At 62.0% G+C, this 13,186-nt stretch carries 11 protein-coding genes; 4 read left to right on the top strand and 7 right to left on the bottom strand.

Features of this window, described 5'->3' with window-relative positions; all coding sequences use genetic code 11:
- The first annotated feature begins 78 nt into the window (after positions 1 to 78).
- Positions 79 to 2,043 (top strand): transglycosylase SLT domain-containing protein, encoded by a 1,965-nt coding sequence (locus ACJ2A4_RS05480; RefSeq protein ID WP_408873931.1) that lies wholly within the window; start codon positions 79 to 81, stop codon positions 2,041 to 2,043.
- A 65-nt stretch (positions 2,044 to 2,108) separates the two neighbouring features.
- Here the strand turns inward: ACJ2A4_RS05480 and ACJ2A4_RS05475 are convergent, their stop codons facing one another.
- Positions 2,109 to 2,687 (bottom strand): YqaA family protein, encoded by a 579-nt coding sequence (locus tag ACJ2A4_RS05475; RefSeq protein ID WP_408873930.1) that lies wholly within the window; start codon positions 2,685 to 2,687, stop codon positions 2,109 to 2,111.
- A gap of 145 nt (positions 2,688 to 2,832) precedes the next feature.
- Between ACJ2A4_RS05475 and ACJ2A4_RS05470 the strand changes: the two genes are divergently transcribed.
- A complete protein-coding gene (locus ACJ2A4_RS05470) occupies positions 2,833 to 3,381 on the top strand; it encodes a cytochrome b (RefSeq protein WP_408873929.1) in 549 nt (182 codons plus the stop codon).
- Between the two features lie 352 nt (positions 3,382 to 3,733).
- Here the strand turns inward: ACJ2A4_RS05470 and ACJ2A4_RS05465 are convergent, their stop codons facing one another.
- From ACJ2A4_RS05465 to ccmA, 4 genes are all read right to left on the bottom strand, one after another.
- Complete coding sequence (locus ACJ2A4_RS05465; RefSeq protein ID WP_408873928.1) at positions 3,734 to 5,674, bottom strand: S41 family peptidase; 1,941 nt, start codon at positions 5,672 to 5,674, stop codon at positions 3,734 to 3,736.
- Positions 5,562 to 7,055: a hypothetical protein gene (locus ACJ2A4_RS05460; RefSeq protein ID WP_408873927.1), complete on the bottom strand. Its 1,494-nt coding sequence runs from the start codon at positions 7,053 to 7,055 to the stop codon at positions 5,562 to 5,564. Before ACJ2A4_RS05460 ends, ACJ2A4_RS05465 begins: the two co-directional genes overlap by 113 nt.
- A 103-nt stretch (positions 7,056 to 7,158) precedes the next feature.
- Positions 7,159 to 7,824, bottom strand: coding sequence for a heme exporter protein CcmB (gene ccmB, locus ACJ2A4_RS05455; RefSeq protein WP_011253095.1), 666 nt, complete (start codon positions 7,822 to 7,824; stop codon positions 7,159 to 7,161).
- Complete coding sequence (ccmA, locus tag ACJ2A4_RS05450) at positions 7,821 to 8,456, bottom strand: heme ABC exporter ATP-binding protein CcmA (protein ID WP_408873926.1); 636 nt, start codon at positions 8,454 to 8,456, stop codon at positions 7,821 to 7,823. Before ccmA ends, ccmB begins: the two co-directional genes overlap by 4 nt.
- Before the next feature lie 189 nt (positions 8,457 to 8,645).
- Here ccmA and ACJ2A4_RS05445 point away from each other — a divergent pair, with 189 nt between their 5' ends.
- Together ACJ2A4_RS05445 and ACJ2A4_RS05440 are read left to right on the top strand one after the other, a co-directional pair.
- Positions 8,646 to 9,440, top strand: a complete 795-nt coding sequence (locus ACJ2A4_RS05445) for an amino acid ABC transporter ATP-binding protein (protein ID WP_408873925.1) — start codon at positions 8,646 to 8,648, stop codon at positions 9,438 to 9,440.
- A complete protein-coding gene (locus ACJ2A4_RS05440; RefSeq protein WP_408873924.1) occupies positions 9,440 to 10,966 on the top strand; it encodes an ABC transporter substrate-binding protein/permease in 1,527 nt (508 codons plus the stop codon). The genes ACJ2A4_RS05445 and ACJ2A4_RS05440 overlap by 1 nt, the downstream gene beginning before the upstream one ends.
- A gap of 19 nt (positions 10,967 to 10,985) precedes the next feature.
- Here ACJ2A4_RS05440 and ACJ2A4_RS05435 read toward each other — a convergent pair whose 3' ends face one another.
- Together ACJ2A4_RS05435 and ACJ2A4_RS05430 are read right to left on the bottom strand one after the other, a co-directional pair.
- Positions 10,986 to 11,915 (bottom strand): hypothetical protein, encoded by a 930-nt coding sequence (locus tag ACJ2A4_RS05435; protein ID WP_408873923.1) that lies wholly within the window; start codon positions 11,913 to 11,915, stop codon positions 10,986 to 10,988.
- A 3-nt stretch (positions 11,916 to 11,918) separates the two neighbouring features.
- Positions 11,919 to 13,172 carry an AAA family ATPase gene (locus tag ACJ2A4_RS05430; RefSeq protein WP_408874107.1) on the bottom strand — a complete coding sequence of 418 codons (1,254 nt, stop codon included), beginning with the start codon at positions 13,170 to 13,172 and terminating at the stop codon, positions 11,919 to 11,921.
- Positions 13,173 to 13,186 lie beyond the last annotated feature (14 nt).

Raw genomic sequence — 13,186 nt, 5'->3', positions numbered from 1 at the left:
TCATTGCCCAGTCCAAGGATGTGGGGAACTTAACAAGTTCTTGCCAACAGCAGGCAAAGCGGGTAGCAACCCGCTGCTATGCGAAGGATACCCCCTTTCATTTCAGGCAGTACCGCACGGGCTCTGCTCGTCAGTGTGCTGATTCTGGCCGGTGGCTCGCTGTCGCCGGCGCGTGCGGAAAGCACACGAAACCTCCCTCCCCAGCCGGAGCGGGTGGGGGATGAAACTGCTTTTGCCGAAGCCCGTCCCGCCCTTGGTGGCGATGGCATCGTCTCGCTGCCCCATCCGCTTACTGCGGCCATGGCCAGCCGCTACCGGCTGATCTTCCAGGCCCAGCGGGAAGGCAATGCCCGTATCGTTCAGGACCAGATGCGTCTGGTGACGGATCATGTCCTGCTGCCGGATGTGCTGGCCGAGCGTTATCTGGCGCCGGGTGCCCATCCGGCAGCAGAACAGCTCCGCGAATGGCTTCATGATTATGCTTCGCAGCCTGATGCTGCGAATATTCAGGCGCTGCTTTTGAAGATTGCGCTTCCCGGGACCGTTCAGCCGCAATCCTTCATTCGCCCGCTCGCACCCGATGCGCGGGCCGATGATGTGAAGGGAACGTCTGCACCGGCCGATCCGCTGATGCATGCCTTTGCACGCAATCCGCTGCTGGACCGGACAGTTCAGGAGCGGGTGCTGACAGGTGTGCGCGGCGCGGAAAGTGCGCTGCATCTTGTGGACATCACGCCAGGAATGACAGCGCCTTATGCGGCCCAGCTTTACGGTGAGGTCGCGCTGGGCCTGCTGTCACAGGGGGAGACCCTTCTGGCTCTGCGGCAGGGCAGCGCGGGGTTTGGCCGTGGCAACAGCCAGGTCGGGCTGCCAGCTTACGTGGCCGGGCTTGCGGCCTGGCGCGAGGGCCATATCGAAGCGGCCTATGATCTGTTCCAGTCTGCGGCGAATGCTCCTGTTACGGTGGTTGAGGTCCGTGCTGCGGCTGCCTTCTGGGCGGCGCGTGCCGAAGGTCGGCGTCATGACATGACGGGCTATGTGAAGTGGCTGCATCGCGCTGCCATTCATCACGAGACATTCTACGGCATTCTGGCATCCCAGACGCTCGAGCTTGGACGGCACGGTCATGCGCGTCTGCCGGACGGGGGCGTGGAAGTCACGCTGCATGACCCAGTGCCCGTTCTTGCGGAAATCGATGTCGAGGCTGTGAGCGCCCTTCCGCAGGGCCGTCAGCTCTTTGCGCTGCTGCAGGTCGGTGAGCGGATGCGGGCCGAGAACCTGATCCGGCGCATGTGGATGGATGTTGCGGCAGATAGTGCACAGTCGCGTTCGCTACAGCTCGTGGCTCAGGCGGCGGGTTATGAGGATCTGTCCGAACAACTCGCCTCTCTCATCATGCATCAGGAAGCACAGGTGACGAAGCCATCGCCGCTTCCCCTGCCATCCCTGAAGCCCAGCCATGGCTTTCGGATGAACCCGGCGCTGGTCTATGCCCTGACGCGGGTTGAATCCAATTTCGACCCGTCGGCGACGTCAGGTGCGGGCGCGCATGGTCTGATGCAGATCCGTCCCGTCACGGCCAGCTTCGTGACCACGTCGCACATGACCTATGACGCGCATGGTGTGGCAGTGATTCCGGTTGCACCGGATATGGTCAGTCGGCTGCACAATCCGTCCTCCAATCTGGAGATCGGGCAGCTTTACGTGCTGTATCTGGCGAACCAGTCGAGCCGAATTGCAACGGTTGCCCCACCCGAAGGCGGAGATCTGGTTCGGGTTCTGGCGTCCTATAATGCCGGACCGGGCGCGATTGCGCGTTGGGAAGGCGCGCAGAAAGCGGATATGCATGATCCGCTGTTCTTCATGGAAACGCTCCCCAGTAGTGAGACGCGCGATTATGTCCACCGTGCCCTGACCTATACCTGGCTTTATGCACATCGCATGGGTCTGCCTTCGCCGTCGCTGAAGGCGCTGACACGCTCCGAATGGCCGTCCTTTGGGGAAGAACAGGCCATGGCGCATGAGCGGATGGCACTGAACTGAGTGCTTCGACCTGATTGCATAAAAAAGTCCGGCACTTACGCCGGGCTTTTTTATGTGCTGGCCTCTCAGAGGAATTCGATCAGGGCGATGCCGCCTGCGATCAGGAGGAGGGCGCCCAGAAGGACCAGGGCCAGGCGCTTCTCGATGAAATCGCGGATGGGTTCGCCGAACGTGCGGAGCAGGGCGGCTTCAAGGAAAAAGCGGGCGCCACGGGTGACGATGCTGGCGGCGATGAAGGGCAGCAGGGAGAAATGGGCGGCCCCGGCGGCCAGCGTGACGAATTTGTAGGGGAGCGGGGTCAGGCCCTTGGCGAGAATGATCCACACGCCGTAATGGCGGAACATGGCCTCAAGGTTCAGGATGCGCTGATCGGCATGATAGAAATGCGCGATCGGCATGCCGATATGCTCCATGAGGAAAGCGCCAAGGACCCAGCCGATCAGGCCGCCCGCGACGCTGGCCAGCGTACACACGAACGCCAGAAACCAGGCCCGTTCGCGGTTGGCGAGCAACATGGGCACGAGCATCAGGTCCACTGGCAGCGGAAAGACCGAGGCCTCCGCCATCGCGACAATGACCAGCCACCAGACGGCGCGCGGAGACGCGGCGAGTTCGGTAATGCGCGTGTACAGCAGTGTCAGCATGGCGGTCGGGTATTCCTGTGAGGGCGTACAGGCTGTCCTAGCCGTCCTGTTCACGCTTGAAAATCCGTAACTCGGCGCAACGTGTGTTCGGGCCAGGGAACGGGTTATAGAAAGCGGAACCGTTCTTCCGGAGTGCTGCCGTTTCATGGACAAGACCCTTCCGCCGTTCCAGCGTTATTCCCTTGTGGCCAGGATGTTTCACTGGAGCATGGCGGCGATCATCATTCCGCTGTGGCTTCTCGGATTTTATGTGGGGCGGATCATGCCGCATGCGGCGACGCCGCAGAAGGCGCTCCTGCTGCTGATCCACAAGGAGATCGGACCGTTCATCATCGTCCTCACGGTCCTGCGCCTTGTCTGGCGCGCGACGCATCGTCCCCCCGCCATGTCGGCGGAGATCCCTGAAGAGGAGCGTCTGGCGGTTCAGGTCGGGCATTTCGGGTTGTATGCGATGATGCTGGTCGTGCCACTGACGGGATGGGTACGGAGTTCGGTTCACGGCCTGCCGATCCCGATGATGTGGGTCGTCAATCTGCCGCCCCTGGCGCACAAAGCACCGGTTTTCGTGCCGCTGGTGAATGTACTGCACCAGTTCTCGTCATGGGTTCTGGGGGTGCTGATCGCCGGGCATGTGATCGCCGCGCTGCTTCATCGCTATGGTCGCAAGGACAGCATCATGGACCGGATGCTCTGAATCCTGATCCATAGAATGTGCCGTTATTTGATTATGTTCTATTGGATTATGAAAATGAGCAGGTAAATTATATAAAAAGCATAAAATATGATTATAAATAGAAGAATTATAAATAATAAGAGAATTACATTCCTTAATATATTTTTGCAAATAAAAATATTTCTATGATTAAATATAATATATACAAATAAAAGAACTGAAACCGCAGCCAGAACCGCTAACGAAAATTCCATCATCGGGTTTGACCTGATTTTGTTGGGTCATCGACAGATCTGGTGACCTCTTTAACAGCTCGCATGTCTTCGTATCCTGATGGATCAGCACTCTGCCGATCTATCAGAACCTTTCAGAATTAGCGAGGGGCAGCAGGCTGCTGCACCGGAAAGGCCTCCGGCTTGAGGTCCATGCGCGGATGGTCGGCCATGTCCTTGCGGAGCCAGGCGATGGCGGCGTCGAGCTGCTGGTCCTGCCCGTTGAAGGTGGCGACCGGCATGTTCTCGACTTCGATGTCCGGAGAGACGCCCTTGTTCTCGACCAGCCAGTGTCCGTTCAGGTCGAAATACGGGTTCTCGGCCGTGCGGGCATTGCCGTTGTCGATCAGACGATCCCCGTCAGACAGCCAGACGCCGGCACCTGCCGTACGCTCACCAAGCAGCGGCGCGATATGCAGGGATTTGATGCCTTGGGAGAAAGTCTCGCCGTCCGAATAGGTCATCTCATCGGACAGGACGATCAGACGGCCCTGGAAGGACTGCTGCATGTCCACCGAAGGCGCATTGCCGTAGCGGCCCCAGAACATCCACGGGCGACGCATGAGCTGCGTCAGGACCCAGCTGTCAATATTGCCGCCCGTATTGCCACGGACGTCCACGATCAGGCCGTCCTTGTCGATATTGGCATAGAACTCGCGGGCGAAGGCTTCCATGTCGTCCCCGACCATGGACTGCAGATGCAGATAGCCGATGCGTCCGTGGCTGGCGCGATCGACGACATCCGCACGGCCGACTTCCCAGTCGCGCGCACGCAGGTCACGCTCCTTCATATAAGGAACAGGGGTTACGATGACCTTGTGCTCCTTTCCTGCGCGCGAGAGCGTCAGGAGAACCTGCTTTCCGGCCTGATCGGCAAGGAGCGAACCCAGATCGGGCTGTCCGGCCGTGGGCTGTCCGTTGACGGCAACAATAAGGTCTCCGTCACGGGCATCCACGCCCGGAGCCGCCAGCGGGGACTGCTGGTCCGGGAGATCGCGGTCGCCCTGATAGATATGGTCGATGCGGAAGCCATTGTCTTCATGCGTCAGATGCGCGCCAAGACCTGCGATGAGGCTGGACGCGGGCTGATCGACGGTCGTGGGCGCGTGGAGCTGCGAGTGCATGGCGCCGATTTCCGCCACCATCTGTCCGAGCAGATCGTCGAGATCCGCGCGGTCCCCGAGGCGGTCCACGAAGGGCGCGAAATGGGCGCGCACGGCTTTCCAGTCCACGCCGTGCAGATCGCGGTCATAGTAATGATCGCGGTGCAGACGCCAGGCATCCACGAATTCGTCCGACCACTCCTGTCCGGGATCGATCCGCAGGCGCAGATGGTCGAGTTCGATCTTCTTGCCGGCCAGTTCCTTGGGCTGCTTTTCACCCGCAGGTGTCAGGAGCAGGTCGGGGGCGTTCTTGCCCTTACGGCTGATGGTCAGCAGGGTCTTGCCGTCGGGCGTGATGTCGAAATCCGAAATCTTGGCGGCGTAGGTTTCGATCTTGTGTTCGTTATTGTCGATATGGATCGACTTCAGATCGCCCGGACCATCGCCTGAACCGGAGCTGTCGATGGTGAACAGATAGTCGTCAGAGACGCCGAGGCCACTATAGTCCCCGGCCGGGACGGGCGCCTGATACAGACGTGTTGCAAGACCGGCCCATTCGATGGCGGAAAGGGGCTTCTTTTTGTCTATATCCTTCTTCTTGGCATCCTTTTTGTCGGCGTCAGGCTTCTTGTCCGCCGGGTCCAGCTCGGTGGCAGGCTGGAACGGGAAGCGTTCGCCAGCCTGAAGGGCCAGGGCATAAATACCGGTCCGTTTCGGGAAGGCCGGGCCGATATTGCGGTCACCCCAGGGCGAACCATTGGACAGTGAGAAGGTGCGGTCCGAAAGGAACCACAGCCATTTCCCGTCTGGCGAGAAGCTCGGCGTATCAGGATTCGTAGCGCCCGTCCGTGACCCAGTTCGTCTGGCCGGTGGCGGGGACGTAGAGCGCGATCTGACGACGCAGGTTCGCACCACGGGTGCGCACGAAAGCCAGAACATGGCCGTCCGAGGACCATGACAGGGAGTCAAAGACGTTGGTGCCGTCCTGTGTGGCGTTATCGACGAGCTTGTCGGCCTTCGTGGACAGATCCGTCAGCCACAGCCGGCCCAGAAGATCGGTATGGGCGGCGTATTTTCCGTCTGGCGAAAGCGAGAGGATCACGGGTTCAGTCGGTGACGGCTGGCTGATGGCCTCGCCTTTGCCGCTGCCGTCTGCTGCAAAGCGCCACAGGGCGGAATCACCGTTGACGTCGCTGAAGGCGATAACGGATTTGCCGTCCGGCGTAATCTGGGCGAGACGCAGGCGCACATTGTCAGGGGTGGCGAGGACAACGACGCGGCGCGGCGAAGCCCCTGCGACGACGACATGGCCGCGCATGGTAAAGGCCGCGGTTTCACCCTTGGGAGAAATGGCCGATGCGGTCAGGAAGCGTGTGGGCTTTTCCAGCCAGTACGGGCTGCGGGGCAGGTTGTCGGAGGTCAGGTCCACTTTGATGGGGGTGGTCTCGCCGCTCGCCAGATTGAAATCGAACAGGTCAGCGCCTTTGCGCATCACGATATGGTCGCCGGAAATGGAGGCTTCGAGGACGCTGTAATCCGTGAAATGGGTAAGCTGCTTTGCGTCCGTGCCATCCGTGGCGAGGCTCCACAGATTGTAGCGGCCGTTCTCGTCGGAAATGACGATCAGTCGGTCGCGCCAAGGCATCGGGCGAATGAGGTTGGCGTCATGCGTGCCGATGCGCTCGGCTTCCTTGCCGTTCTGAAGGTCGAAGCGCCAGAGCTGGGACAGTGCGCCGCCGCGATAGGCGCGCATGTGATCGCCGGTCGTGGCGAGGCCGAAGCGGACGGCATAGAGCCAGCGTCCGTCCGGGCTGAGGGCGGCATCATTGACGCCGGAGAGCGGGAAGACGTGCTTTGCGCTGGTCTTTGGATCAATGGCGGTGACGGTCTGGGTGTAATAGGGTCCCGTGGCGGCGGGGGCGGCGTAGAGGATGCCGGCATGGGCGTCCCAGCCGATGATCTTCAGGCGGGCGACGTTCTCGAAAGTCAGGCGCCGGGGCGTGCCGCCGCTGCGGGGCATGACATAGATTTCGGTCGGACCGTCGAAATTGGCGGCAAACGCGATCTGGGTGCCATCCGGGGAAATGACGGGGTGCGGATCAATGGCGTTTGCACCCTGCGGCACGGTCGTCAGACGCTGGGCCTGACCGCCAGCGAGGGGGACGCTCCACACGGACTGCTCGGCATTGAACAGGACGGTCTGGCCGGAAATCGAGGGTTCACGCAGATAGCCCGGCTCGGCCTGAGCAATGCCGAAACCCAGCCCCATCAGGGCTGCGCAGGACAAAAGGGAGCTTCTGAGCGACGGGCGTTGGGGCATGGTGATGATCTCGATGTGAAACGAATATGGTCCAGTCGTTTCACAAAGGCGTCATGTCGTCAAAGGCCCGCGGATGACATCCTGTTAAGGTATGACACGGCCTTCAGCCCACGGCGGCTTTCAGGCCCTGTCCGGCGGCGAGGGGGCAGAGCGGCAGGCAGGCGAAGAGGCACGCTCCCAGCAGATCCAGACTGGCGGCAGGCGATGTTGCAAGCTGTCCGGCATAGGAGGAGGCTGCGCCAAAGATCAGCACCGGCGTTGCGAGTGGCAGGACCAGAAGCGGCAGCAGCACGCCACCCCGCCGCGCGCCAAGCACGATCGAAGCCGCCATGCCACCGAGGAGCGAGAGGGACATCGTGCCCATCGCAAGGCCGAGCAGCAGGAGCGGAAGTTCCGAGCCTTTGACGCCGAGCATGATGCCGAGCGGGATACTGGCGATCAGCAGCGGCAGGCCGGTCGTCAGCCAGTGGGCCGCCATCTTGGCAAAGGCTACAGCGGCCGGGGCCGGGCCGGTCAGCATCAGCAGGTCGAGGGAGCCGTCTTCGAGTTCTGCTCCGAACAACCGGTCCAGCGGGAGCAGGCAGGCGAGCAGGGCACAGACCCAGATGATACCCGGTCCCATGTGCCGCAGCAGATCCGGCGACGGCCCGAGCGCCAGCGGGAACAGGCTGCCGCATAGGATGAAAAACAGCAGCGAGGCCAGCGTGTCGGCGCCGAAGCGGAAGGCCAGACGGAGGTCACGGTCGATCAGGGCAAGAAAAGCGGTCATGACAGCCAGAAGGACTCTACATGTGCGAGCGAGGGCAGCTCGTGCGAACGGGTGTTGTCGAGGGGAAGCGGGACATGCGTCGTGACGATCATGGCCCCCCCATTGGCGCGATGGGCCGCCATGACGGCGCCGAGACGTTCGATACTGGCGACATCCAGCCCGACCGTCGGTTCGTCAAGCAGCCAGAGCGGGGCCCCCGAGAGCATGACGCGGGCAAAGGCGGCGCGGCGCTTCTGCCCGGAGGAGAGGAGGCGCGCTGGAAGGTCTATCAGATGGGTGAGGTCCAGGGCCTCAAGTGCGTCGGGCAGGCTGTTCGTGCCAAGCTTTTCAGCCAGAGTCAGGTTCTGTGCCAGCGTCAGTCCGGGCTTGAGCGCATCCTGATGGCCGAGCCAGGCCAGGTCGCCATAGCGGATGACTTCCCCTGAATCGGGACGGCGCAGACCCGAAATCGTGCGCAGAAGGGTGGATTTCCCGGCCCCGTTCGGCCCCGTCAGGATCATGGCATCCCCGGCATCCAGCGTCAGCGATACGCCATCGAGCACCAGCCGGTCTCCGCGGAACACCGTGACGTCCTCGACGTCGAGCAGGCGTCCGGGAGCAGGGGGCGTGGGGAAGTCAGACGGGCTGGTCATCAAAGGGTCTCATGCGCGGGTTCGGCTCTGTCCCGGTGTGTGTCTTTCTGTTTTAGAGACCCTGCGGACGTGCTTCGCAAGGGCCGCGGGTGCGGTGCGGCGAATATGATGATCGTATGAATTATGTCGCGCACTGTATTAAGGTCTCGATACACTGGCGCAGGTCCGTTATGAGGGCTGCGCGGTCATGTGATCGTGCATCTCTTTTTTCGAGGGTTTCCGGAACTGGCTGATCTGGTGCTGCAGGCGAGTGGTATCGCCAAGTCCTTTGGTGGGAACGAGGTTCTGAAGGGCCTGTCGCTCGACGTGGAGCGCGGAGAACTGATCTCGATGATCGGGCCTTCGGGATGTGGCAAGTCCACGTTCCTGCGCTGCCTCAATTTTCTGGAACATCCGGATGCGGGCTCTGTCCGGATCGAGGATGTGACGGTCGCGTGTACGGGAAAGCACTGGAGCCGCGCCAACGAAGCCGAAGCCCATAAGCTGCGGTCGCATGTCGGTATGGTGTTTCAGGCCTTTAATCTGTTCCCCCATCGCACGGTGCTGGACAACGTCATGATGGCGCCGATCCAGGTCAAGAAGATGTCGCGCGACGAAGCGCAGTCCATCGCCTGCGAACTTCTGGCGAAGGTCGGGCTTGCAGGTGTGAAGGACCGGTATCCGGACAGTCTTTCGGGCGGTCAGAAGCAGCGCGCGGCCATTGCGCGCGCTCTGGCGATGAAGCCGTCCGTGATGCTGTACGACGAGCCGACCTCGGCGCTGGACCCTGAACTTTCCGAGGAAGTGCTGTCCGTCATGCGGGCGCTGGATGACGAGGGCATGACGCAGTTAGTCGTGACGCATGACATGCGTTTTGCGCGCGCGGCCTCGGACCGTGTTCTGTTTGTCGAGGGCGGGGAAATCGTCGAGAGCGGTGATCCGGACCTGATGTTCGCCAACCCCCAGGAGGGACGGACACGCCGGTTCCTGCGGACGCTGCTGTGATGAAAAAACTTTTCGCACTCCTGCTGGCGCTTGCCGTCAGCCCCGTTTCCGTCGCGCTGGCGGATGCACCTGCGGTATCACAGGAGCTGCTCTGGGCATCGGATGGTGAGGCGAATGTGCCTTACGTCTTCCACGATCCTGCCCATGAATCCCAAATGACCGGCTTCGAGTACGAACTGGTCAATGAGATCGCCGCACGGATGCACCGGAAGGCGAAATTCATCCAGAATGACTGGGACGGCCTGATCCCCGGCCTGTCCCGCGGGTTGTACGGGATGGTGCTGGACGGCATCGAGATGACGCCGGAGCACAAGGCGGCCGTCCTGTTCTCGCGTCCGTATTATGTGACGAGCGAGCGGATCATCGTCCGGCACGACCAGAACGGTCTGGATACGATGGACGCCCTCAAGGGCCATACTGTCGGGACGATCAAGGACACCACGGCCGAGCGGATGCTGCGCCGGCAGGGTGGCTCGAACGTGCGATCCTATGAAGAAGAGACGAATGCGTTCTCGGATCTGCGGAACGGGCGTCTGGATGCGATCCTGCTCGATGCGCCGATTGCGCTGTATTACGGCAGCATTTCCCCGGACATGAAGCTCGTAGGCGAGCCGATCGGCAGCATGGAATACGGGATCGCGTTTTCGCCTGAGAACCGCACGTTGCGCGATCAGGTGGATGCGGCGCTGGGCGAGATCATTCAGGACGGGACGCTGCACCGTATTCTGGCGCGCTGGAACCTGTGGACGCCTCTGATGGCGAACTACACGGGCGATAACAGCCAGCCGGACATCGCGCCAACGGAATGGGACCATTACCGGCAGGCCATGGCGAACACGACTGGCAGCGGTTGGCATGTTCTGGTCCGGCGTTATGTGAGTTTCCTGCCGCTGATCGGGCAGGCGGCGCTCATGACGCTGGCGGTGTCGGCGCTGGCTATGGTTCTGGCCGTGGCACTCGGGCTTCTGCTGGCGCTGTCCCGGCATTACGGCGCGGCGCCGCTGCGTTTCGTGGCGGGCGTGTATGTCGAAGTCGTGCGCGGAACGCCGCTGCTGATCCAGGTGCTGTTCATTTTCTATGGACTGCCGGCTTTCGGCATCCGTCTGTCGCCGTTCATGGCGGGTGTGCTGTCGCTGGGCCTGAATTACGCGGCCTATGAAGCGGAGAACTACCGCGCCGGTCTGCTCTCCGTGCCGCGCGGGCAGATGGAAGCGGCGATTGCGCTGAACATGACGCACTGGCAGGCGCTGCGTGTCGTGATTGTGCCGCAGGCGTTCCGCACCGTCGTGCCGGTTATGACCAACGACTTTATTTCGTTGCTCAAGGACAGTTCGCTGGTCTCCGTCATTACGCTGACGGAGCTCAGCCAGACCTATGTGCGGCTGTCCTCCACCTATTACGATTATTTCGGAACGGGGATCATGGTCGGCCTGGCCTATCTGCTGCTTGGACTGCCGTTTGTGCGGTTGGCGCGGATGGCAGAGCGGCGGCTGGGTCGCGGATTTTCAGGAACCGGGCACCACTGAACAGGGTGCCCGGCCCGGTTTAGGCTGGACGGGGAGCAGACGGATCGTTGATCAGGGGCGGGACGAGCGTTGCCGTGTCCAGCGTGCCGTCAAATCCCTGACGCAGGACGCGGGACCAGCCGATCATCCAGCGGTCCAGAGTGTCGATAAACTGGGCGGCGTCCGGGTTCTTATGAACCGAAGCCTTGTTCCAGTATTGCGGCGGGGCGAGCAACTGGCGTGAGCCATGTTCGATCGGGGCGACGAGGGTTTCCACCGTTTCGATATGGGCAGTGTTCTTGCCGGCCACGGCTGCATGATACCAGCCGACATTGATCATCAGGCTCGGGATCGGGAAGCCGAGCGTGCGCATCCGGGAAAATGCGGCCGTGATGAACGGATCGGTGCTGACGCTCTGGTTTTCGAGGACGGCATTGCTGGTGTAGCTGCATTCCTGCGAAACACCAGGCTGTTCGGAAATATGGGCCGCATAGTCGCGGTCATCATGGCATGGCGTTTCGAGCTGTTCGGCGAGTTCGGCCGGGACGGGCTGCTGCGTGGCACGCACGACGATGACGCCGGAGACAACACCGCGATCGGTGCGGGCCAGGATCTGCTGGGACAGTTCACCATGCGCGCCGCTCCTGGCGGTCAGGATCGGGTGCCAGTCACCGGCCGGAAGCGGCAGAGTGCGGCCGGCGATCATGATGCTTCCATGCTGCGCGATGCCGGGATCAGGGACGCCAATCTGGTCGCCTGCTCCGGGCGCGCCGCCGGGGCCTGCGGCAGTCTGGTCGGCCTGTTGTCCGGCTGACGGTGCTGCACCGGGTAGGTGCCCTGGAAGCCACGGCATGGCTTTCTTGAGCGCCGGAGTGGGATAGAAGGCGGCCATGCCAAGGGCGCCTACCGTTACGATCACGCTTGTGCGCCACAGGGGCGCGCGCCGCCAGAGCCGTCCGAATGCCGTCATGGGTCAGTGGCTCATCCGGCCGAGCTGGGTTTCGGTATCGTTTGCGATCTCGGTGATAACGGTGCCGTCCTCCTGCGTGACGAGACGGACGCGCTTGGCGCCCTGCTGACGGGCGACGATGAGGCTTTCGCTGACCATGTCCTCGATGGAGCGGACAAGGTCACGCGCGCTGGCGCCGGTGCCGAGGTTCTTCTGCTTGATCATGACCTGGAACAGGACGCCGGCATCGATGCCACCGGTTTCGACATGCAGGCCGTAGCCTTCGATCATGGCTTCGATTTCGAGAGCCGCAACGCGGGCGAGGTCCAGTCCGCGCAGGGGACGGAAGATGAAGATGCGGTCCAGACGGTTCAGGACCTCGGGAGCGAAGCCGGACTTGCGCAGGGCTTCGACCGACTCGGCGCGCATTTTTTCGGGCTCGTTGGCGAGGCGGTCTGCGATTTCCGTCAGGGCTTCGGTGGCGACATTGGATGTTAGCATGAAGATCGCGCGGGTCGTGGAGACCTGCTCACCCGTGGAGGCTTCCGTGACGTGGCCATCGTTCCAGGCCGTGAGGAACTTCTTGAAGACGTCCGGATGGGCCTTCTCGATTTCGTCGAGCAGGACCACGGCGTCCGGCTTATCCTTGAGGCCACCGGTCAGTTTGCCGAACGTGTCGGACCCCACATAACCCTTCGGAGAGCCGAAAAGCTGCGTCGCGGCGTGGGCGCTGGACATCTGCGTCATGTCGAAATGGAGCAGCGGGCGTTCCATCTGCTTGGCCATCTGCTTGGCCAGATAGGTCTTGCCGGTGCCCGGAGGACCGGCGAGCAGGAAGATGCCGACGGGTTTGCCGCGGACCTGAAGCGCTAGGCGGCGGCGCATCTGCTGGGCGATGTCTTCGCAGACCTGATCCTGTCCGATGACGCGCGCGCGCAGCGAGGCGGCCAGTTCGTCGGCGTCAATGACAGTTTCGCGCTGTTCGCGGGCCATGAGCTCTTCAAGGGCTCCGCGGTTTGTCAGACGGCTGAGAACATCCATGATGAGACCTTTCCTGCGGCGCAGTCCGCGACGCGCCAGTTTTTCGGCTGACGTTTCATACGCCAGTCCCGTGACTGCCAGAAGGGCGCTGATGCCTGCCAGCGGAAGATAGAAACGCCGTCCCCATTCGATGGCGGCCCACAGCCCGTTCAGCGACAGGTGTAGCATGACCGCGACCTGAATCACTGCCAGAATGAGGAAGGCCGCCATCATCAGCGGCATGGCCCGGTTGAGCATGGGAACGAGGGACT

Origin of the sequence: Gluconobacter roseus, from assembly GCF_046058915.1 — a bacterium.
GTDB classification, from domain to species: Bacteria; Pseudomonadota; Alphaproteobacteria; order Acetobacterales; family Acetobacteraceae; genus Gluconobacter; species Gluconobacter roseus_A.
The sequence above is the reverse complement of the archived record's forward strand: the minus strand, read 5'-3'. Positions and strand labels throughout refer to the sequence as shown.